The 21,504-nt window shown below is 58.8% G+C and carries 24 protein-coding genes and 1 pseudogene; 13 read left to right on the forward strand and 12 right to left on the reverse strand.

From position 1 onward, the window contains the following. Positions 1-9 precede the first annotated feature (9 nt). From NL116_RS18230 to NL116_RS18245, 4 genes are all read left to right on the forward strand, one after another. Positions 10-852, forward strand: a complete 843-nt coding sequence (locus tag NL116_RS18230; RefSeq protein ID WP_494373397.1) for an ABC transporter permease — start codon at positions 10-12, stop codon at positions 850-852. 3 nt (positions 853-855) lie between these two features. Next, positions 856-1,569: an ABC transporter ATP-binding protein gene (locus NL116_RS18235; RefSeq protein WP_494373398.1), complete on the forward strand. Its 714-nt coding sequence runs from the start codon at positions 856-858 to the stop codon at positions 1,567-1,569. Between the two features lie 49 nt (positions 1,570-1,618). Then, complete coding sequence (locus NL116_RS18240) at positions 1,619-2,305, forward strand: SOS response-associated peptidase (protein WP_494373399.1); 687 nt, start codon at positions 1,619-1,621, stop codon at positions 2,303-2,305. A 270-nt stretch (positions 2,306-2,575) separates the two neighbouring features. Then, the gene (locus NL116_RS18245; RefSeq protein ID WP_494373400.1) at positions 2,576-2,848 is read left to right on the forward strand and encodes a hypothetical protein; all 273 of its coding nucleotides are present in this window, start codon (positions 2,576-2,578) and stop codon (positions 2,846-2,848) included. A gap of 119 nt (positions 2,849-2,967) precedes the next feature. On the opposite strand, the gene NL116_RS18250 is transcribed toward NL116_RS18245, so the two are convergent. From NL116_RS18250 to NL116_RS18260, 3 genes are read right to left on the reverse strand one after another with little or no spacing between them, the layout of a single operon-like run. Further along, the gene (locus NL116_RS18250; RefSeq protein WP_494373401.1) at positions 2,968-3,117 is read right to left on the reverse strand and encodes a hypothetical protein; all 150 of its coding nucleotides are present in this window, start codon (positions 3,115-3,117) and stop codon (positions 2,968-2,970) included. 60 nt (positions 3,118-3,177) lie between these two features. Next, positions 3,178-3,489 (reverse strand): AzlD domain-containing protein, encoded by a 312-nt coding sequence (locus tag NL116_RS18255; protein WP_494378093.1) that lies wholly within the window; start codon positions 3,487-3,489, stop codon positions 3,178-3,180. After that, a complete protein-coding gene (locus tag NL116_RS18260; RefSeq protein ID WP_494373402.1) occupies positions 3,489-4,190 on the reverse strand; it encodes an AzlC family ABC transporter permease in 702 nt (233 codons plus the stop codon). Before NL116_RS18260 ends, NL116_RS18255 begins: the two co-directional genes overlap by 1 nt. Before the next feature lie 186 nt (positions 4,191-4,376). Between NL116_RS18260 and NL116_RS18265 the strand changes: the two genes are divergently transcribed. From NL116_RS18265 to NL116_RS18275, 3 genes are read left to right on the forward strand one after another with little or no spacing between them, the layout of a single operon-like run. Then, positions 4,377-5,309, forward strand: coding sequence for a GGDEF domain-containing protein (locus NL116_RS18265; RefSeq protein WP_494373403.1), 933 nt, complete (start codon positions 4,377-4,379; stop codon positions 5,307-5,309). 55 nt (positions 5,310-5,364) lie between these two features. Then, positions 5,365-5,739, forward strand: a complete 375-nt coding sequence (locus tag NL116_RS18270) for a DUF2784 domain-containing protein (protein WP_494373404.1) — start codon at positions 5,365-5,367, stop codon at positions 5,737-5,739. Positions 5,740-5,762: 23 nt separating this feature from the next. Further along, positions 5,763-6,680: a LysR family transcriptional regulator gene (locus NL116_RS18275; protein ID WP_494373405.1), complete on the forward strand. Its 918-nt coding sequence runs from the start codon at positions 5,763-5,765 to the stop codon at positions 6,678-6,680. 2 nt (positions 6,681-6,682) lie between these two features. On the opposite strand, the gene NL116_RS18280 is transcribed toward NL116_RS18275, so the two are convergent. Both NL116_RS18280 and NL116_RS18285 read right to left on the reverse strand, forming a co-directional pair. After that, positions 6,683-8,260, reverse strand: coding sequence for a sensor domain-containing diguanylate cyclase (locus NL116_RS18280; RefSeq protein WP_494373406.1), 1,578 nt, complete (start codon positions 8,258-8,260; stop codon positions 6,683-6,685). 114 nt (positions 8,261-8,374) lie between these two features. After that, positions 8,375-8,902, reverse strand: coding sequence for a DUF3087 domain-containing protein (locus tag NL116_RS18285; protein ID WP_494373407.1), 528 nt, complete (start codon positions 8,900-8,902; stop codon positions 8,375-8,377). A gap of 216 nt (positions 8,903-9,118) precedes the next feature. On the opposite strand from NL116_RS18285, the gene ppnN reads away from it, so the two are divergent. Further along, positions 9,119-10,492, forward strand: coding sequence for a nucleotide 5'-monophosphate nucleosidase PpnN (gene ppnN, locus NL116_RS18290; RefSeq protein WP_494373408.1), 1,374 nt, complete (start codon positions 9,119-9,121; stop codon positions 10,490-10,492). A gap of 95 nt (positions 10,493-10,587) precedes the next feature. Here ppnN and NL116_RS18295 read toward each other — a convergent pair whose 3' ends face one another. Both NL116_RS18295 and NL116_RS18300 read right to left on the reverse strand, forming a co-directional pair. Beyond that, the gene (locus NL116_RS18295; RefSeq protein ID WP_494373409.1) at positions 10,588-11,649 is read right to left on the reverse strand and encodes an alpha/beta fold hydrolase; all 1,062 of its coding nucleotides are present in this window, start codon (positions 11,647-11,649) and stop codon (positions 10,588-10,590) included. Positions 11,650-11,703: 54 nt separating this feature from the next. Further along, complete coding sequence (locus NL116_RS18300) at positions 11,704-11,964, reverse strand: DUF2790 domain-containing protein (protein WP_494373410.1); 261 nt, start codon at positions 11,962-11,964, stop codon at positions 11,704-11,706. A 193-nt stretch (positions 11,965-12,157) separates the two neighbouring features. On the opposite strand from NL116_RS18300, the gene NL116_RS18305 reads away from it, so the two are divergent. Further along, positions 12,158-12,901 (forward strand): response regulator, encoded by a 744-nt coding sequence (locus NL116_RS18305; RefSeq protein ID WP_494373411.1) that lies wholly within the window; start codon positions 12,158-12,160, stop codon positions 12,899-12,901. A gap of 158 nt (positions 12,902-13,059) precedes the next feature. Further along, positions 13,060-13,362 carry a phage infection protein gene (locus NL116_RS18310; RefSeq protein ID WP_494373412.1) on the forward strand — a complete coding sequence of 101 codons (303 nt, stop codon included), beginning with the start codon at positions 13,060-13,062 and terminating at the stop codon, positions 13,360-13,362. Between the two features lie 150 nt (positions 13,363-13,512). Here NL116_RS18310 and NL116_RS18315 read toward each other — a convergent pair whose 3' ends face one another. Continuing rightward, on the reverse strand, positions 13,513-13,971 hold the full coding sequence (locus NL116_RS18315) for a metallophosphoesterase family protein (protein WP_494373413.1): 459 nt from the start codon (positions 13,969-13,971) through the stop codon (positions 13,513-13,515). Positions 13,972-14,005: 34 nt separating this feature from the next. Beyond that, positions 14,006-15,004 (reverse strand): bile acid:sodium symporter family protein, encoded by a 999-nt coding sequence (locus NL116_RS18320; RefSeq protein WP_494373414.1) that lies wholly within the window; start codon positions 15,002-15,004, stop codon positions 14,006-14,008. 206 nt (positions 15,005-15,210) lie between these two features. Here NL116_RS18320 and NL116_RS18325 point away from each other — a divergent pair, with 206 nt between their 5' ends. After that, positions 15,211-16,230 carry an AbrB family transcriptional regulator gene (locus tag NL116_RS18325; RefSeq protein WP_494373415.1) on the forward strand — a complete coding sequence of 340 codons (1,020 nt, stop codon included), beginning with the start codon at positions 15,211-15,213 and terminating at the stop codon, positions 16,228-16,230. A gap of 257 nt (positions 16,231-16,487) precedes the next feature. On the opposite strand, the gene NL116_RS18330 is transcribed toward NL116_RS18325, so the two are convergent. The 3 genes and pseudogenes from NL116_RS18330 to NL116_RS18340 form a co-directional block, all read right to left on the reverse strand. Continuing rightward, positions 16,488-17,891, reverse strand: coding sequence for an MFS transporter (locus NL116_RS18330; RefSeq protein ID WP_494373416.1), 1,404 nt, complete (start codon positions 17,889-17,891; stop codon positions 16,488-16,490). Positions 17,892-18,552: 661 nt separating this feature from the next. After that, positions 18,553-18,820 (reverse strand): annotated as a pseudogene (locus NL116_RS18335) (MBL fold metallo-hydrolase RNA specificity domain-containing protein); the annotation flags it as partial. Positions 18,821-18,953: 133 nt separating this feature from the next. Further along, entirely contained in the window at positions 18,954-19,874 is a 921-nt protein-coding gene (locus tag NL116_RS18340) for a universal stress protein (protein ID WP_494378094.1), read from the reverse strand. A gap of 304 nt (positions 19,875-20,178) precedes the next feature. On the opposite strand from NL116_RS18340, the gene NL116_RS18345 reads away from it, so the two are divergent. Beyond that, positions 20,179-20,604, forward strand: coding sequence for a potassium channel family protein (locus tag NL116_RS18345; RefSeq protein WP_494373417.1), 426 nt, complete (start codon positions 20,179-20,181; stop codon positions 20,602-20,604). A gap of 153 nt (positions 20,605-20,757) precedes the next feature. Continuing rightward, the gene (fnr, locus tag NL116_RS18350) at positions 20,758-21,501 is read left to right on the forward strand and encodes a fumarate/nitrate reduction transcriptional regulator Fnr (RefSeq protein ID WP_494378095.1); all 744 of its coding nucleotides are present in this window, start codon (positions 20,758-20,760) and stop codon (positions 21,499-21,501) included. Positions 21,502-21,504 lie beyond the last annotated feature (3 nt).

Raw genomic sequence — 21,504 nt, forward strand, 5'->3', positions numbered from 1 at the left:
GGGGGACTCATGACCAGCAAAAGCAAAAACCTGCCACTTGAATTGCCCGCACCGCGCCACGCCAGCGTGTCCCTGCACTACGCCTGGCGCCTGCGCCTCAAGGGCCTGCTGCTGCCGGTGCTGATCGTTCTGTTGCTGGAGTTCGTGGTGCGGATCGGCTGGCTGCCTTCCTACCAAATGCCGGCGCCAAGCGAGGTCGCGCTAACCCTCAGGGACCTGGCCGAAGGCGCGCTGTGGAAGCACATCAGCGCCAGCCTGCTGCGGGTGCTGACTGGTTTCGCCATCGGCGCCAGCCTGGCGCTGGCGTTCGCCGCGTGGGTGGGTTTGAGTCGCGACGCCGAGGCGTATCTGGAACCGACGTTCGCCGGTTTGCGCTCGATTCCGAGCCTGGCCTGGGTGCCGCTGTTGTTGCTGTGGCTGGGCATCGACGAGACCTCGAAAATTGTCCTGATTGCCATCGGCGCGTTCTTTCCGGTGTACCTGAACGGCGTCGCGGCGATCCGTGACATTGATCGAAAACGGGTGGAAGTCGGGCAAATGTATGGTTTCAGTCGACGTCGACTGGTCCGGCGAATTCTCCTGCCCGCCGCCCTGCCCGGCTTGTTCACCGGATTGCGCAGCGGCATGAGCCTGGCCTGGATGTTTCTGGTGGCCGCCGAACTGATTGCCGCGACCAAGGGCCTGGGCTATCTGCTGAGTGACGGGCGCGAGACTTCGCGTCCGGACATCGTCCTGGCCGCCATCATCGTGTTGGCGCTGCTGGGCAAACTCAGCGACGGTATCCTCGCCGGCCTGGAGAAACGTTTCCTGGCCTGGCGCGACACCTTCAATGGCCAAAGTGCCGAGGACTGAGGCATGACCCGACACCTGCTGGACATTCGCGTCGAGCGCAAAACCTTTGCCGCCAGCACCGTCCTGAAAAACATTCACCTGCAATTGCAGCCGAGGGAAACCGTCAGTTTGCTCGGCCCCAGCGGCTGCGGGAAAAGCACCTTGCTGCGCATCGTCGCCGGGCTGGAAAAGGACTTTCAGGGCGAACTGCACAACACCGCCGGGGAAGTGGCCTTCGTCTTTCAGGAACCGCGGCTGATGCCCTGGCTGACGGTCGAACAAAACATCGGTTTCAGTGCCGACAACCGCTACGACAAAGCCTGGGTTACGCAACTCATTGAAGAAGTCGGGCTTGGCGGTTTCGCCCATGCATTGCCCAAAGCCTTGTCCGGCGGCATGGCGCAGCGCGTCGCGATTGCGCGGGGGCTGTATTCGCGGCCACAGGTTTTGCTGTTGGACGAACCCTTCAGCGCGGTGGACGCCTTTACCCGCATGAAGCTGCAGGACCTGCTGCTGCAACTGGCCGAGCGCCATGCCATCGCGTTGTTGCTGGTGACTCACGATGTCGATGAAGCGCTGTACCTCAGCGACCGGGTGCTGGTCATGGACAACCGGCCGAGCAGCATCCGCCAGGAACTGGCCGTGGAGCTGCCTCATCCGCGGGATCGACGCGATCCACGGCTGGCCAGTTTGAAGGCGTTGTCGTTGACCGAACTGCAGCGTGCCCATGTGATCTGAAGGCTAAGCTGAACATTCCGTCAGCACTTTCCAACCGCAGGGTCAGCCGATGTGTGGACGTCTGTCGCAATACCGTGGCATTCACGATTTTGTCGCCGCGCTGAGCATCCCCGACGCGATGATCAATCACGTTGGCGATGAGCCCTTGGCCCGCTATAACGCGGCGCCCACCACTCAACTGGCCCTGTTGCACCTTGAGCCTGACGGCTTGCACGCCGATCCGGTGCGTTGGGGTTGGCGCCCGCACTGGGCGAAGGATCGCGCGGCGCCGATCAACGCGCGGGTGGAGAAAGTCGCGCACGGCCCGTTCTTCCGGGCGATCTGGCCGCACCGGGCGATTGTGCCGATCGACAACTGGTTCGAATGGGTGGATGCAGGTGATTCGACGCGACGGCCATGGCTGATTCGCCGACAAGACGGAGCACCGAGTTATTGCGCCGCCATTGGCCAGTTCCCGGGCGCGGGCAATGAACCACGCAGCGACGATGGTTTTGTCATCATCACGGCGGACAGCGTCGGGGGCATGCTCGACATTCATGACCGGCGGCCGGTGGTGTTGTCGCCGGAACTGGCGCGGGAATGGCTCGATCCGGCCACGCCTAAAGAACGCGCCGAACAGATGGCGCTGCTGCAAGGGGAAACCAGTGAAATGTTCGAGTGGTACAGGGTCGACAAAGCGGTCGGCAACGTCAGAAACCAGTCTTGCACGTTGATTGATAAGCTTACTCAGGACTGACCGGTTGGACCGTCTTGTATATACACGTAAATTCTAGTTACTTAACTTCACCACAAGAACGTTACACAGACTGTTTCATTTCATTAACACTGGCTTTTTGTATTTGAGATCCGTCATCAACCGCTTGTCCGACAATGCCTTTGTCGTACATACATTTAGTAATACTAAAGCTAGGATGCGCGCCGCATTTCCCGTGGCATCGCCCAGTTGACCAAAGAGTCAACAAAGAAGGAAATCCTTATAAATCAACAAGCCTTGCAGAGAACTAAGTTGCGCGACGATTTTGTAATTAATCAAGTCAGCAGCCTGGAGTGTGTGTACCTGTCCATGACAGAACGCTATCAACTTGACTGCTTTATCGGGCAATATATAAAGACCCGAAACCTGCGCTCTATCCCCAATATCAACGACATCCTGCGTTCGACCCTCGCCACCTACACCGGCACCCCGCCGGTCATGGTCAACGAGCTGAATGCATGGATCGACAGGAAATTGGGCTATCGAGCCTCCCATCCGGATTTTCCGTCGCTGGAAGACCTTTGAAATGAGGCCCGGTGCCGTTCAGCACACGAACTGAACGAACCGGACCTCGTTGCGCTCTCAGTAGCAGAGGCCTGCGGGCCTCCTTCTATTCAGCGGGGCTCTCGATCTGTGTGGATTGGTCAGGGCTTCAGCGGACGCTCTTCGTCGCGCTCTGACAGCTCCCGACTGTCGTCACGTTTCCAGTCCCGCTGCAGCAACCGTCGCTGCTTCTTGATCTCTTCCTCTGAGGGCTCATCCTCATCTTCCGGACGTTTGGGATCTTTAGCCATGCGCACCTCTCTTCCTGTGAAGGGGACCCCTTAAGCGTAGAACACATTCAAGCGTTCGACTCAAAGCCACCAGCGCAATAAAAAGAAAAACCCCATGCTCAGGTGCATGCTGAGCAAGGTGTTGCGGGTATAAAGCACCAACCCCACCGCCACCAGCGAACTGACCAGATACGGGTTGTCCCAGTGCAGGTTTAACTGTTTGTCGGGCATGAACACAATCGGGCCACAAATCGCAGTCAGCATGCCGGGCACGGCGAAACCGAGGAACTGCCGGGCATTACTGCTCAAGCGCACCGGCAACCGCGGTTCGAGAAACACGTAGCGGTTGAGAAACACCAACCCGCCCATTGCGAAAATCACCGCCCACACCATCATGTCGTACGCCCCAGATAGAGTTTGTTGCAGATAAAGCCGGCGGTCATGCCCGCCAAACCGGACAGCACCAGCGCCGAGCCCCATTGCCAGTAGCTGAACAGCACCGAACATAACAACGACACCGCGACGCACACCACGGTGGGCACATTACGCACTACCGGCGTGATCAAGGCGATGAAAGTGGCGGCGATGGAGAAGTCCAGGCCCAAATGCTCCAGCCCCGGGATGCTGCTGCCCAGCACGATGCCCGCGAACGTGAACAGGTTCCAGGCGATGTAGAACGTCAGCCCGACGCCCAGCGCGTACCAGCGATTGAATTGCTGTTTGTCGTGCTGACTGGTCAAGGCAAACAACTCGTCGGTCAGCAAAAAGCCCAGCCCCACGCGCCAACGCCCCGGCAACGGTGAAATCACCGAACGCATGCTCATGCCATACAGCAGATGCTGCGAGGTCAGCAGCAAGGTGGTCAGCAGAATCGAAAAGACCCCGGCACCGCCCTTGAGCATGCCGATGGCGACCAATTGTGCGGCACCGGCAAACACAATGCTCGACAAGCCCTGCCCTTGCGGTGGCGTGAGGTTGGCCTCGATGGCCATCGACCCGGCCAGCAAGCCCCACGGCGCGGTGGCCAGGGACAGCGGCATGATCGCCGCGGCGCCGCGCAGAAAGGCACTGCGCGGCATGATTGAATTCGTCATAACGCCCTACAACCGGTAAAAGACCCGAGACTGTGCCAGCCTTCGCGGCGGATGGCTTGAACAATCTTGCGCACTTGCATCGTGGTCAGTACGGCGAGGGGGCTCCGTTCATCGGCCGGGCGCTTGATTCGTCTCAATAGTAGCAACATGATGGCGCTGCATTTTTTCCTTGAGGCCAGGCCCTGCATGCGCTCAGTCGAACCCGATAACGATGTCTACAAAACCCTGCTTGAATCGACCAATGCGATTCCCTGGCGGATCGACTGGAAAACCATGACCTTCAGCTACATCGGCCCGCAGATCGAGGCGTTGCTGGGCTGGAAGCAGGACAGCTGGATGACGGTCAACGACTGGGTCGAGCGCATGCACCCGGATGATCGGGATTACGTGGTGCAATTCTGCGTCTCGCAATCACGCGCCGGGGTCGATCACGAGGCGGATTATCGGGCGCTGACCCAACAGGGCGACTACGTGTGGATTCGCGACGTGGTGCACGTGGTGCGCAAGGACGGTGAAGTGGAAGCGCTGGTGGGTTTCATGTTCGACATCAGCGAACGCAAGAAGACCGAAGAACACCTGAGCCGTCTGCAGAAGCAACTCGAAGAATATTCGTTCCAGGACGGCCTCACCGGTATCGCCAACCGGCGCATGTTCGACACCGTCATGGAACGCGAATGGGCTCACGCCCAGCGCACCGGTTTGCCATTGTCGTTGCTGATCCTCGACATCGACTATTTCAAGCAATTCAACGATCACTATGGACACATCAAGGGTGACGAATGCCTGCGCCAAGTGGCCCAGACGTTGTCGCTGGCGGCCAATCGACCGCGTGATTTCATCGCCCGGATCGGCGGCGAAGAGTTTGTCTGGTTGCTTCCGGAAACCGATGCCGAATCCGCACGGCTGGTGGCGCGCAAATGCCTGCACCTGATTCGACAGCAGCAGATTGTCCATGAATTTTCCCCGGTATCGCCGCTGTTGAGCCTGAGCCTGGGTGTCGGCACCACGGTCGCGCCGCTGCAAGCGACGGCAGTTGAATTCATCGAGCAGGTGGACAAGCTGCTCTATCGCGCCAAACACAATGGCCGGATGCGCGCCGAGTTCGCAGATTTGCGCTGAACATCCGAAGGCCGGGTACCATGAAGCGATTCACCTGACAGATCAGGGAGTCGACATGCTTTACCGGATCGCCGCCGACGGGCTGCTGTTGTTTCATCTGCTGTTCATTCTGTTCGTGCTGTTCGGCGGGCTGCTGGTGCTCAAATGGCGGCCGGTGATCTGGGCTCACCTGCCCGCCGCGGCTTGGGGAGTGATGGTCGAAGTCTTGCACCTGACTTGCCCGCTGACGCAGTGGGAAAACCTCATGCGCCAGGCCGCCGGGCAGACCGGCTACAGTAGCGGCTTTATCGAACATTACGTATGGCCGGTGATTTACCCGGTCGGCCTGACACCCTCGATTCAATTGGCGCTGGGCAGCGGGGTGCTGGCGGTTAACGTGCTCGTCTATCTTCGGTTGTTCAGGCGTTGGAAATTGCGCCGGGCTGCCTGAAATAAACGCCGAGGATCAAATCCATGTTGTCGATTGAAGACCTGACATTGCTCCAGGCCATCCGCGAGACCGGCAGCCTGTCGCGGGCCGCTGCACACCTGGGCAAGGCGCCGTCGACCGTGTCTTACGCCGCGCGGCAACTGGAAGAGCGCTTCGACGCCCTGCTTTTCGACCGTCGGCGCTACCGCTTGCAGCTCACCCCGGCCGGCGAGTTGCTGGTGAACGAAGCGGCGCGGCTGATGGAGGACGTGTCCCGGCTGACCCAGCGGGTCCAGCAAGTGGCCAACGGCTGGGAAAGCCGGTTATGGATTGTCACCGACGAACTGCTCGAATTCGAAGCCTTGATTCCGGTGATCCACGAGTTCGATGCGCTGCAATCCGGCGTGCCGCTGCGCATCACTCAAGAGGTATTGAAAGGCGTTTGGGAAGCCCTGCGGGAAGGTCGCGCGGACTTGATCATCGGCGCCACCAATGAGCCGCCGGCAATCCCGACGCTGCGCTGGATGCAATTGGGGGAAATGGAATGGGTGTTCGCGGTTTCACCGAAACACCCGCTGGCCAAGGCCAAAGAGCCGATTTCCCGGGCCATGGTCGCGCAACACCGGGCCATTGTGGTTGCCGACTCGTCGCGTGTCACCGAGGGCAGCACCTACGGTGTTTCGGGCGGCCAACCGGTGCTTGCGGTGCCGACCATGCGTGCCAAAGTCCTCGCACAATGCGATGGCCTGGGCGTGGGCTGGTTGCCCCGGCACCGAGTGGGCTCGCTACTGAAAAACGGCACGCTGGTTGAAAAACAGATGGCCGACCCACGCGAACCCAACATTCTGTACGCCGGCTGGCGTGGCGATCATGACGGTCGGGCATTGGGCTGGTGGCTGGAAAAACTCAAGCAGTCGTACCTGTCCACCAAACTGGTTCAGGGCAGCGACCGGTTTGTCTGAACTCAGTTGGCGATCACACTCATGTTGCGCCCGCTGGACTTGGCCACATACAAGGCCTTGTCTGCTGCGGTGACCACATCGTCAGGCTGGTCCTGCGAGGCCGTGTTATAAGCGCAAACGCCGACGCTGACGGTCACCCTGCCCTCCGAACAGTCAAGGTGCTCAATGTCCGCCAGCAAGACCGCGTGACGGATTTTCTCCGCCACCAGAAAGGCGCCGACGTAGTCCGTGCCCGGCAGCACCACCGTGAACTCTTCGCCACCATAACGGGCGGCAAGGTCGCCAGGGCGCTTGATGTTGTCCTTGATGATTGCGCTGATCCGGCGCAAACACTCATCACCGGCGACATGTCCGTAGCGGTCGTTGAAACTCTTGAAGTGATCGACATCGATCATCAGCATCGCGAGATGGGTCTGGGTGCGCCGGGCGCGGCCCATTTCCGCGAGGATAAACAGGTCGAACTGACGCCGGTTGGACAGCCCGGTCAGCGCGTCCTCCAGGGCCAGCAGCTCAAGGCTGCGATTGACCTCGATGAGTTTTTCCTGACCATCGAGTAACACGCGCTGGAAGTGATGCTGCTGCTTCATGAAGTAGATAAGCCGGTACCCCAGCGCGCCCAGAAACAGCAGCAGCGACAACACGATTGCCGCACTCAATGCCGTCTCCTTACGCCAACTGGCCAGGACCTCCTCCTTGTCCAGCGCGGCAAAGATGATCAGCGGATAGCCGCTGACCCGCCGAAACCCGACCACCCGCTCTACACCGTCCACAAACGACCTGACCATGGCCGTTCCGGAATCGCCTTTGGGCAACAGTTGGGTAAACAGCGGCCCCTTGGCCACGCTGCTGCCAATGTCAGCCTCTTTGAACGGCCGACGCACCACAATGCTGGCGTCATCGGCAATCAGGTTGATGACCCCGTTCTGGCCCATGTCGATGCTGTCGTACAGCGCAAGGAAATGACTGAGATAAATCGAGGCCAGCGCCACCCCGGCAAACCGTCCATCCGGATAATTAATCCGCCGCGACACGGTCATGACCCATTCACCACTCGAGCGGCTTTTTATCGAGCGACCGATATGCGGGCCACCGTCGGTATGGTCACGATGGTAGATAAAATACTCACGGTCGGAGTTGTTGGCGTTGGGCACCTCTGCGCCATTGGAGTTGGCGATCCAGCGCCCTTCCTCATCGTAGACAAACAAGCCATGCAGTTGCTTGAGTTCATCACGTTCAGCGCGGAGCAACCGTTGCAACCGGGGCAGTTGCTGCGGGCCGACGCCTTCGTTTTCGAGGCGGTCCACCAGGGAAAACAGCAGCGTATCAGCCTGTTTGATTGACGCCTGCGCTTGCGAGGCCAGGGTCTGCGCCAGGTTGGACATCGCCACTTCTTTGTCCTGCAGGTGATAGTGGCGTGAGGTCCAGGCTTCCCAGATCACGATCGCCGTCATCGACAGGCACACCGCCACGAGCAGCACCACTGCGTAGCGGACCTTGAGCCTTGACTCGATCTGGCCGGGCACCCAAGGCGTGGTGGAATGCGGGTTTGCAATCGGATCTTTGATGGACGGATTCCCCATGACGGTCCCTGATTCGTTATGACAGGGCGACTTTTCCTGTTCGCCCTTCAGATGTTGCATCAGAAACACAATAGGTGATTTGCCGGGCCCTTGACGGGTTTGTGTCGGGAAACCTTACTTCGATGTTTGTTTCACCGCCTCAAGCCAGGCTGGATCCAGACTTGTCTGGTCGGTGGCGATGCCCAGTTCGTCCATCCGCGCCTTGTGCTGGTCCATCTCGCGAACCAGCTGACTGTGGTCGCTGGAGTTGCCGTCCAGCTCGTGCATCTGATACAGGCCCAGGTGGTAGAAACGCAGCAGTTTCATGGCCACTGGATCACCGGTCGCCACCGCTGCGGTGACCTGATGCATGATGTTGGTGACGCTCATCAGGCTGCGTTTGAGCTGCCAGCCGTAGACTGCCGCGGCCATCCATGGCTGGTTCCAGAACTTGCCGCGCATGAGCGCCACCATCAGCAACACCGCAATAAACACGCCGCCGACGTTATAGCGCAGGTTATCGCCGCCGGGTTCACCGAACAACGCCACCGCCGCCGTGGACAACACCATCGCCAGCGCGAGGAACATCAGGGCAATAATCACCGTACTGCGGCGCGTCTGTTGTCGATAGGTTTGAGCGTTCTGCGGCTGGATTTCGAACATCGCGACAGGTTTCCTTGGGAGCAGAGACAAAAAGAAAGCCTGGCATTATCGCCTCTGCGAAGGATTTAGCTATGCTGGGGCTCCTTTTCATCTTTTCATCGTTAAACAGGGGACATGGCGGTATAGCGCAGTTCGTGCCATCTTCATCCATGGATACACACTATTCGGATGCCATTCGCGCGTTTCAGTGAGTGACATCGTTTTAAGGATCTTTGAATGACCCAACGACAAGTAATCAACGCCTCGGTCAGCCCAAAAGGCAGCCTGGAAACCCTTTCCCAACGCGAAGTCCAACAACTGAGCGAAGCCGGTTCCGGCAGCACCTACAACATCTTCCGCCAGTGCGCCCTGGCCATCCTCAATACCGGCGCCCATGTTGATAACGCCAAAACCATCCTTGAAGCCTATAAAGATTTTGAAATCCGCATCCACCAGCAAGATCGCGGCGTACGCCTGGAACTGCTGAACGCCCCGGCCGATGCCTTCGTCGACGGCGAAATGATCGCCAGCACCCGCGAAATGCTGTTCAGCGCCCTGCGTGACATCGTCTACACCGAAAACGAACTCGACAGCCAGCGCATCGATCTGAGCACTTCCCAGGGCATCAGCGACTACGTGTTCCACCTGCTGCGCAACGCCCGCACCCTGCGTCCCGGCGTCGAGCCGAAGATTGTGGTCTGCTGGGGCGGTCACTCGATCAATACCGAAGAATACAAATACACCAAGAAAGTCGGCCACGAACTGGGGCTGCGCAGCCTAGACATCTGCACCGGTTGCGGCCCCGGCGTGATGAAAGGTCCGATGAAAGGCGCGACCATCGCCCACGCCAAACAGCGTATCCACGGCGGTCGCTACCTCGGTTTGACTGAACCCGGGATCATTGCCGCCGAAGCGCCGAACCCGATCGTCAACGAACTGGTGATCCTCCCGGACATTGAAAAACGCCTGGAAGCGTTTGTGCGCGTCGGCCACGGCATCATCATTTTCCCGGGGGGCGCGGGCACGGCCGAAGAGTTCCTGTACCTGCTCGGCATCCTGATGCACCCGGACAACGACGGCCTGCCCTTCCCGGTCATCCTCACCGGGCCGAAACATGCCGCACCGTACCTGGAACAACTGGACGCGTTTGTCGGCGCCACGCTGGGCGACGCGGCGAAGAAACATTACGAGATCATCATCGACGATCCAGCGGAAGTCGCACGGCAGATGACCCAGGGACTGAAAGCGGTCAAGCAGTTCCGTCGCGAACGTAATGACGCGTTCCACTTCAACTGGTTGCTGAAGATCGACGAAGGCTTCCAGCGCCCGTTCGACCCGACCCACGAAAACATGGCCAATCTGAAACTGAGCCTGGCCATGCCCGCTCACGAACTGGCCGCCAACCTGCGCCGTGCGTTCTCCGGCATTGTCGCCGGCAACGTCAAGGACAAGGGCATTCGCCTGATTGAGCAGCACGGGCCGTACCAGATCCGTGGTGATGCCCAGATCATGCGTCCGCTGGATCAACTGCTCAAAGCCTTCGTCGCCCAGCATCGGATGAAACTGCCGGGCGGCGCGGCGTATGTGCCGTGTTATCAAGTCGTGGCGTAACAAACCACACCGCAACACCGTGGTGAGTGGGCCCTCTGGAGCGAGGGGGCTTGCCCCCTCGCCACAAAAGCCCACTCACCACAAAGTACTAACTTCTACAGGTGATCAGCGTCGATCACTGCCTTGGCAAAGGCCTGCGGATCTTCCTGCGGCAGGTTGTGGCCGATGCCGCCACTGATCAACCGGTACTCGTACTTGCCGGTAAAACGCTTGGCGTAATCCTCGGCCGCCGGGTGCGGAGCACCGTTGGCGTCCCCTTCCATCGTGATAGTTGGCACCGTAATCGAAGGCGCCGTGGCCAGCTTCTGCTCCAGCGCTTCGTATTGCGGCTCGCCCTGCACCATGCCCAACCGCCAGCGATAGTTGAAAACGGTGATCGCGACATGGTCCGGGTTGTTCAGCGCGGCAGCGCTGCGATCATAGGTCGCATCGTCGAACGACCATTTCGGCGACGCCGTCTGCCAGATCAACTTGGCGAAATCATGGCGGTTTTTCTCGTAGCCGGCCTGGCCGCGATCGGTCGCGAAATAGAACTGGTACCACCACTGCAATTCGGCCTTGGGCGGCAACGGATTCTTGCCCGCGGCCTGGTTGCCGATCAGGTAGCCGCTCACCGACACCAGCGCCTTGACCCGCTCCGGCCACAACGCCGAGACGATGTCCGCCGAACGCGCGCCCCAGTCATAGCCACCGAGCACCGCCTGTTTGATCTTCAGCGCGTCCATGAAATCGATCACGTCACTGGCCAGCGCGGCAGGTTGGCCGTTGCGCAGGGTCTTGTCAGACAGGAACTGCGTGTCGCCATAACCCCGTGCATACGGAATCAGCACCCGGTAACCCTTGGCGGCCAGCAACGGTGCCACTTCGCTGTAGCTGTGAATGTCGTAGGGCCAACCGTGCAGGAGAATCACCACCGGACCTTCAGCGGGCCCCACCTCGGCGTAAGCCACATTCAACAAGCCAGCCTTGACGTGTTTCAGTGGACCGAACGAGTCGTGCGACTCCGCTTTCGCCACCACCGGTTCCGCAGTCGGGGTCGCGGCTTGCGCAGTGGCAGCGCCCAAGGCACCGAACTGCATCAGCGCGACAGCGAGCATCGTTGGCGCCAAGAAACGGCGATATGATTCGGATTTACGGCTCAACACATTCATCTTCATAGTGATTTCCCTGCCAGTCATTTGTCGGTCGTTTTGCATGACGTAATGGATGGATCAACTACCCTGATTGCCGCAATCCGCAAATTTGCTGTAATCGAGCACTTTGTGCGAGCCGCTGGAATCAAGGTAGCTCAGGCGGGCATTGACGAGGCCGCAACCGCTGCCTGCGTCTTCGATGGAAATCACTTTTTTGATATCCAGATGAGCGCCGTGAGCTGAGGTCAGCGGTGTGGTTTGATCAGCGGCATGGGCCGAGAACGCGGCAACGTTCAGGACGACGAAGAAGCTGCCGGCAATGAGTGTGTTCCAGTTCATGATCAGTTCCTCAGGGTAGCGATAGTCGGTGGCGGTGAGGCAAGTCGTCTTGTCTCGATGGAAGCCATTTAATCGCCCGGAGGTATCTGCCGTGTGTCGTCGAAACCGCGTTATTCAGGCGTAAGGTGTCAAACAGGGCCTGCGATACAGTGCGATACAATTCCGCGCAAACGAATAACAAGAGGGTTGAGCAATGGAGCATGTGAACCACATCCTGATCGTCGATGACGATCGCGAGATCCGCGAGCTGGTGGGCAATTACCTGAAGAAAAATGGCCTGCGTACCACGGTGGTTGCGGATGGCCGGCAGATGCGCCATTTTCTGGAAACCAATCAGGTCGACCTGATCGTGCTGGACCTGATGATGCCCGGCGATGACGGCCTGGTGCTGTGCCGGGAATTGCGTGCCGGCAAACACAAAGCCACACCGATCCTGATGCTCACCGCCCGCAACGACGAAACCGATCGTATCCTCGGCCTGGAAATGGGCGCCGACGACTACCTGACCAAACCCTTCGCCGCCCGCGAGTTGCTTGCGCGGATCAATGCAGTCTTGCGCCGCACACGCATGCTGCCGCCAAACCTGCTGATCACCGAAACGGGGCGCCTGCTCGGTTTCGGCCGCTGGCGCCTCGACACCACGGCTCGCCACTTACTGGATGAAGACGGCACCCTGGTCGCCCTCAGTGGCGCCGAATACCGTTTGCTGCGCGTTTTCCTCGATCACCCGCAACGGGTGCTCAGCCGCGATCAGTTGCTCAACCTGACGCAGGGCCGTGATTCCGACTTGTTCGACCGCTCCATCGATTTGCTGGTAAGCCGCTTGCGCCAACGCTTGCTCGATGACTCACGCGAGCCGACCTATATAAAGACCGTGCGCAGCGAAGGCTACGTGTTCTCCTACCCGGTAGAGTTGCTCGGCGCCGAATCTTCATAGGGTTTTGTATCCGTCTGTATAAGAACCCGCGGCAGATACGCAATCCGCGATTTCGACGGGTCACAGCACACATCACCGATACACCCGAGCGTTTAACTGTGATCACCGGATAGCAGCCGCTACCGACTCACTCACACTCAACGCACGGAGTATCACCCATGTTCAACTTCTCGAAAGTCTCGTCCCTGGCACTCGGTCTGGCATTGGTCGGTGGTCTTGGTCTGTCTAACCTCGCGTCGGCGAACACCGCCAGCGTCGTGTCCCACAGTCAGAACCAGCAATTGCTGGTGGAAGGTGGGTCGGATCGCCTGATCCAGAATCGTGTCGCTGAAGGTGGCGCCGATCGATTGCAAGAACTGCGTGAACGCGTGGCGCTGGTCAGCCCAAGTAATGCCGTGCGCGGTGGTGTGGTGGTGGCGGAAAACCGTCCTGAGTTCGGTTCGAAATATCAGCGGTATTGATCCCGATCGACACCACAACACAGATCAAATGTGGGAGCGGGCTTGCTCGCGAAGGCGGCGTTACATTCAACATTTCTTTTAAATGTTAAGCAGCCTTCGCGAGCAAGCCCGCTCCCACCGTTTTGATTGCTGTACGCAATGAAGAAAAGATCATTCCAATAACGAGATCAGACGCGGTTCCATCGAAGTCTCCCGCACCTCAATCAACGCCAGCGTTACCGGCAGCTTGAAGCGCCGCCGTCCGGCGCTGCCGGGGTTGAGGAATAGCCGCTCACCGCGCCATTCGATGCACGGCTTGTGCGAATGGCCGGTGATCACCAGTTTGATGTCAGCATCGAGCGATGCCGGAACATCGGCGAGGTTATGCACCAGCAACGTACCCCATCCGTTCAGCTCGAAACGCAGCAAATCCTCCAGATCTTCCGCCCACGGCTCGGCCAGATCATTGTTCCCGCGCACCACTTGCAGCGGAGCAATGGACGCCAATTGATCGAGAATGTCGCGACTGCCGATGTCCCCCGCGTGGATGATCCGCTCACACCCCTCCAGCGCCGCTACAGCTTCGGCGCGGAGCAAGCCATGGGTATCGGAAATCACGCCAACCTTCATGCAGGGCTCCAGACGAAGCGTGGGAATCAGCCGATCAAGGATCTACTTGCGCCATCAGTTCGGCAACCGATTCATGGCGTTTGGCGTAGCGCTGGGCCAGCACCGCACAGACCATCAGCTGAATCTGATGGAACAGCATCAATGGCAGGATCAACACACCAATGGTGCTGCCGGCGAACAGCACCTGGGCCATCGGCACACCGGTGGCGAGGCTTTTCTTCGAACCGCAAAAGAGGATGGTGATGCGGTCTTCCACATTGAAACCGAAAGCTTTACCCAACACCGTAGAAGCCACCAACACCAGCCCCAACAAAACGCAGCACGCCACCACCAGCCCGGCCAGTTCCCACAGCGGGATCTGCTGCCAGATACCCTCGTTCACCGCTTCGCTGAACGCACCGAAGACCACCAACAGAATCGAACCCTGATCGACGAACTTCAGCCAACTCTTGTTGCGCCCGACCCAGGCACCGATCCAGCGCCGCGCGATCTGCCCGGCAATGAACGGCAGCAGCAGTTGCACGCTGATTTTCACAATCGCATCCAGCGTCGAACCGCCATCGCCATGCACGTTCAGCAGCAGCGTCACCAGCAACGGCGTGATAAAGATCCCGAACAGACTGGACGCCGCCGCACTGCAAATCGCCGCCGGAATATTCCCCCGCGCCAGGGAAGTGAACGCAATGGCCGACTGCACCGTGGCCGGCAGCGCGCAGAGGTAGAGCATGCCCATGTACAGATCGTTACCGATCAGCGGCGACAGCACCGGTTTGAGCGCCAGACCAAGCAGCGGAAACAGCACAAAGGTCAGGCTGAACACCAGTAAATGCAGGCGCCAGTGACCGGCGCCGGCAATGATCGACTCGCGTGACAATTTGGCGCCATGCAGAAAAAACAGCAGCGCGATGGCGATGTTGGTCAGCCACCCGAACCCCACCGCCACCTGACCGCTGGCGGGCAGGAAACTGGCGAGCAACACGACGCCTATCAGAGTCAGGGTGAAGTTGTCGGGTAAGAAACGGGGGCGAGTCATCAGGAGTCATCCGGGTTTGCCAGGAACGTGATTTCGACTCTAACGTTTCTGCGGGTTACCGACTAACGCTAGTAAGCCAGTAGATGTCGCCTAACAGACATGCCCCACGCGTCTACCTGCGTTCTTGACGCCTGATGCCATTCAGTGGGAAAACGTGCAGGTCCCGATGCCCGCGTCGGGGGCATTTCGAGAATCAAGGAAGACTCATGAAAACCCTCTTGTGTTTACTGATCGCCACCGGCGTCGGCGCCGCCTTGCGATACGCTGGCGTCCCCCATGGCCTGTTGCTGGGATCAATCCTGGCGACCGTATTGATCGCCAGTAATCTTCACTTCTCCCCTACCCTGCGTTTCAGCCTCGGCTACGTGCAAATCGTACTGGGGATCGCGACCGGCCTGATGTTTACCGCGTGGGACAGCCATACCGTCGCGGCCATGCTGCCCAGCCTGGGTTTGATGCTGGTTTGCCTGATGGTGCAAAGCTCGGTCGCCGGCCTGGCCCTACTGAAAGTGGCCAGGTGGAACCGCAAGGATTCGCTGTTGGCCGTCTACCCGGGCGCACTCGCGGCGATATTCGACTTGCTCGAATCAGAACGCGCCTCCAGCAAAGTAATCGTCGTGCATCTGGTTCGACTGCTCGCCATCACCCTTCTCGTCAGCTTCTGCATTCCCGGACAGAGCGGCGTGGCAATGGCCGAAAGCAGTCCACTGGACATGAGCATGGCGCTGCCCCTGCTGACGCTGATCGCCTTGTGCCTGTTGCTCGGTCGCTTGCTGCTGAACGTCGGCGTGCCGGCACCGTTCATGCTCACCGCTATCGTGCTCACGGGCGTCTACCTGAAGGCCGGTTATTTGCAGGGCTTGCACATGCCGTCATGGAGTGTCGACTTCGCGACCGTGCTGCTCGGCGCGCTGATCGGCTCCAAATTCAAGGACATCTCTTTCGGCGAGCTGTTGCATCACGGGCGCGCCGCCGTGATGTCGGTCGGCCTGATGCTGCTGATCGCCGCCGCATTTGCCGGCGTCGCCGGGCAGTTTTTCGGCAGCAATCCCTTGTCACTATGGCTGGCTTACATGCCGGGCGCCATCGAGACCATCGCCCTCGTCGCCTTCAGCGGCGGCCTGAACGTTGTGTTCATCCTCACCCATCACCTGGTGCGCATGGTGGTGCTGCACGTTGCGCCGGCACTGGCCGTGCAGACCCGGCGGTGGCGGGAAGATGTTTGAAGAAAGGATTAAGTCGGAGAGATAGTGGCCAGGGCGCCGATCAGAAGGGTCAACACCAGAAATCCACCGAGAAAAATTGCCATCTTGCCCATTGGAGCCCCCTATAGGATGAGTTCGCGTCAGGCCGTCAGTGTGGACCTGCACCTGAGTGCATAACAGAGGCAGATAAACCGGAAAAATACGGATCAGATGCTTGAAACGAAAAAGCCCCGCCCTACAGATGCGGGACGGGGCTTTCTACTGCTCGGACCGTCGTTTTACAGGTCAGTGATTTCCTTGTGGCGTGGCACCAGCATTTTCATCACGCTCCATGCCACCAGATAGGCCAGCGAGCAGATCGCGAACATGATCATGTAACCGGTGTGAATATCGTTGATCGATTTGTAGTAGTCGAACACGTAACCACCGATCTTGGTCATCACCACACCGCCCAAACCACCTGCCATGCCGCCGATACCGACCACCGACGCGATGGTTTTTTGCGGGAACATATCAGACACGGTGGTGAAGATATTGCACGACCACGCCTGGTGCGCCGACGCGCCTACACCAATCAACAACACCGGCACCCAGAAACTGATGTAACCCAATGGCTGCGCCAACAACACCACCAGCGGGAACAGCGCGATCACCAGCATGGCTTTCATACGACCGTCGTACGGCTTGTCGCCGCGCGCCATGAAGTAGCTCGGGAACCAGCCGCCGCCGATACTGCCGATCATCGTCATGCTGTACAACACGGCCAGCGGTGCAACGATGGCCGCGCCCTTCATCTCGTATTGCGCCGACAGATAGGTGGGCAACCAGAACAGGAAGAACCACCACACGCCGTCCGTCATGAACTTGCCGAAGGCAAACGCCCAGGTCTGGCGGTAGGTCAGCAGTTTGAACCACGATACTTTTTTGGCAGCGACACCCGACACTTCCGGGGTGACCACTTGCACCGGTTCATCGGCACGGATGTACGCCAATTCTTCGGCCGACAGACGTTTTTGCTGTTCTGGCTTCTCGTAGAGTGCGATCCAGACAGCGACCCAGACGAAGCCCAACAGACCAATCACGATAAACGCGGCTTCCCAACCCCAAATGCCGGCAATCAGCGGCACGCAGATCGGCGCCAGGATCGCGCCAACGTTGGCGCCGGAGTTGAAGATGCCGGTGGCGAAGGAGCGCTCCTTCTTCGGGAAGTATTCGGCAGTGGCTTTGATCGCGATCGGGAAATTACCCGCCTCACCGATCGCGAGAACGGCCCGCGACAACATGAAACCGGCAATCGATACCGGGATGACAGCCAGCCCTAGCGCACTGCTCAGGAAGCCGATGCCTTCACCCATCGGCACCGCGAAGGCGTGCATCACCGCGCCGGTGGACCAGATGCCAATGGCGAACATGTACGCTTTCTTGGTGCCGATCTTGTCGACGAAGCGGCCGGCGAACAACATTGAAATCGCGTACACAAACTGGAAAACCGAGGCGATGTTGGCGTAGTCGGTGTTACTCCAGCCAAATTGCGTCGCCAGCTGCGGCGCCAGCAGACTCAGTACCTGACGGTCGAGGTAATTGACCGTCGTGGCAAAAAACAACAGTGCACAGATCGTCCAGCGGTATTTGCCGACCGACTGGCCGACGCGTTGCGCATTGATGGGCTCGTTCAGATTCATGGCATCACTTTATTATTGGATTATGGTGATGATCTCTCGGTTTCAAGCGAGATCAATTGTGTCGTAGAGCATCGCCAAAACGCGAGGAGTTCGCGCCAAGGCTGGTCAGGTTCAGCCGTGTCTTGCGCTTAAAGTAAAAGCTGGACTCCGCTGTCGGTTAGCTCACGCGTAGCGCGATCTCAATGGCGGGAACCGGGCATGTAGTGATGCGGGAAAGCGTTGGGCGGGACAGCCGCCTGTGACGGGCGAGACTGCGCAGACGGGTATAGCGTCAGGAACGAACCGTAAGCAGCGACATTCAGCGAGGTGAGGACGCAGGTTGAATTCATGATGGGCCGACACTCTTTCTTATTTTTAGGATGAACAGATCGCTAATCGTCTGTCGTCGTACAACTGTGCCTTTTATATCGAGTCCACTACGACGCTGTCAATCTGAAAAATTGCCGTTGGTCCAGAGAAACACCTCCGATTAAAAAGCCAATCCACCGCCGCTCCCTCTGGATATGGGCTCTTCGGCTTCTCGTTTCTCAGGAGATGTCAGTGACGGCGTGGGGGCTGAAGTCATGCGTTCGTCGTTGTACGACGACGCATGTATTCAGGACGCAGCGCCGTGCCGGGACATCGGCACGGCGTTTTAACGCAGAGAGGCAGGCTTGATCTGCTTCGGCGCTCGTTTGAACCCGCACAACCACTGGATGATTTCATCAGCGTCGGCGTGCGCAGACAAAGTATCCATGGGCACCACCTCCGCCCGGACAGGCACAGTCACGAGTCGACCGCACAAAATGTGTGCCTTGGCACATGCCTTCGCAGTCCTCGAGCGACAGCCGATACTCACTGCGAAAGCGCTGATACAAGCGTGTGACATCCGTTGCCATGGGGCTGTTGAGGTAGATCGGCAGGTCTGGAATGGCATGCGGTTGTGCAAGCGCAGTTGCTTGTAGCCCTGAAACAGGCCGCAATCGATCAGCACATGCTGGTCCCTGTGTTCCAACAGATATTTACTGCCTGTGACCGTGCCTGCCGCACCGAGAAATGTCATTCGCGTGGTCGTCTCCTTGATCATTCATGGGAGCGCAATGGCTTGACGATCATCAAGCTGCACGGCGCCTTGTTCAGCACACTCTCGGCCGTACTGCCCATGAACCGGTCGATCCCGTGGTGATAGGCCGTACCCAGCACCACCAAGTCAAAAGCCTGTTGTCGAGCAAACTGCACGATCACTTTGTGAGGGATTCCCGTCAGCAGATGTCGGCGGTTTTTGTCGATGCAATAACGTTCGGCAAGCGCATCAAAGGCCTCTTGCTGAGCATCATTGACCGCATCGCTCAAACTGTTATCCAGGCTCAGTGTCGGCACACTCATCTCAGTATCCCCCACCACCGACCAGTTGCTGACGTTGAGCAGGTGCAAGTCGGCGCCGAAGGAGGCAGCCACCGTCGAGGCGAGATCGAGAATCCGGTCATTAAGCCCGTGGCTCAGCTCTTCGAGATGGGACAAATCGACTGCCGCAAGAATGCTCATCGGCTTGGGATTTTTTGCGTCGCTGACCAGGTGCAAGGTCGCCGGACAGTCGCGCAGCAACAGCCAGTCAAGGGGGCGGTGAAACGCACGGTCGAGTACCGGCACATGCGTGGCGTCCTTGATGACCAGGTCCGCATGGAAGTCATTGACGTAGTCCAATATGTGCGCGGGGGTGGACCTGGACCAGACGACTTCGGTGGTGACCTGCATACCGACGTATTGACGAAACCGGGCTTGCTGCTCCAGCCAGTGTCGGTGTACCTGCAAGTAACCCTCCCGCGCCTGAGCCATGGCGTCGTGATCAAGCAACCCGGCGACTGCCAGCACCTGCACATAGTCAAATGCGACGATGTGCAACAGGGCACCCGTGGCGCAGGCCAACGCATGCGCGCGATCAAATGCCGGGGTGCGGATCATTTCGCAAGGGGCAATCAACAGAATACGTTTAAGTTTGAGCATCATAGACCTCGTCCCGCGAGCGCCTTCCCCGACCGACGGCCAGCCCGCCGTCCAGCCTGGGGGCTTCCTGCCATGGCTGATTATTAAATTTCGCTTTATCGATGGTTCGAGTATCTGGCGATATCCATTGAGGGCTCTGATCTTTGTCAACGAATCACCGCTTTGCGTCAGCGCGCCAACCTGTCAGGTATACGCAAGCCTTGTTGATGTAGCTCAATGCGCTCGCGTTACCTTGCTGTAGAAAATCACTGAGCGGACACCTTTGTGCGGGCCGCCACGCATCCGCTACTGTCGGGGGTTCGCCATGCTGGCCATTACGCTGATCAATACGCTGGTGGTCATCGTCGCCGTGGTGATCCACTACGAATGCCTGTTACGCCTGAACGATTGGCTGCCGCGGCTCAAGCTTTGGAGTCGTTTCAGAATTGTCATTGGCGTGTTCGGCGCCCTGCTCGCCCACGCGCTGGAAGTCTGGTGCTTCGCGCTGGTCTACTACCTGATGGTGCGATCCGGCGAATGGGGCGGCCTGGTGGGCAATTTCGATGGTTCGCTGCTCGACTGCGTCTATTTTTCCTTCACGACCTACACGACCATCGGTTTCGGAGATATTTCACCCGTGGGCAACCTCAAGTATCTGACCGGTTTGCAAGCGTTGACCGGACTGGTACTCATCACCTGGACGGCGTCGTTTCTGTTTCTCGAAATGCAGAAATACTGGAAGAGCAAATAGCACGCCTCCTACCGATTGACCGTCACTGCAGAGCTCGATATCAAGGGCTTTCCCCGTTCGTCTATTACCGGGCCAAACGGTGCAATGGACTGCGCGTACGGGGCACCACCACCTATGCTTAACGCACTCCACCCAGATGGCGTCGTGCCCCCCATGCCTGAAACCCGCCCCCTTCAAATTCACCACCTCAAGTCAGCTTGTTCCAATTGCAGTGTGCTGGAACTGTGTCTGCCAATCGGTTTGAGCGGCCCGGAAGTCGAACGCCTGGATACCCTGATCGTGCAACGTTTCAAGGTTAAAAAGGGTGCAGCGTTGTACCGCACGGGAGATCCCCTGCTTTCGCTTTACGCGGTCCGTATCGGCTCATTCAAGACCAGCATGCTGTCAGTGGATGGGCGTGAACAGGTCACTGGCTTTCACATTCCAGGCGAGATGCTCGGTCTGGATGCCATCAGCGGCGATGAACACGCCTGCAATGCGTTCGCCCTGGAGGACAGCGAAGTGTGTCCCATCCACTTTGCGCAGCTAGAGAAACTTGCGCAAAACCTGCCATCGCTGCAGCACAACCTCAACAAGCTGCTGAGCCGTGAAATCGTGCGTGATCACAGCATGCTGATGCTGATGGGCAACATGAATTCGGATGAGCGGCTGGCGGCCTTTTTACTGAACCTGTCGCAGCGCTTCAGCATCCGTGGCTATTCACCCAGGGACTTCGTTCTGAAAATGCGCCGCGAAGAAATAGGCTCCTACCTGGGGTTGCGGCTGGAAACCATCTGCCGGGGCATTGCTCACCTTCGCGATCAAGGCCTGGTGGAAATCGCCGGCCGAGAGGTAAAGATCCTGGACCTGGAAGGGCTCAAGCAACTCGTCGCCGGTTGTCACCGTCCTCAGCGCTGATAC

The organism is Pseudomonas sp. FBCC-B1667 (assembly GCF_059133255.1).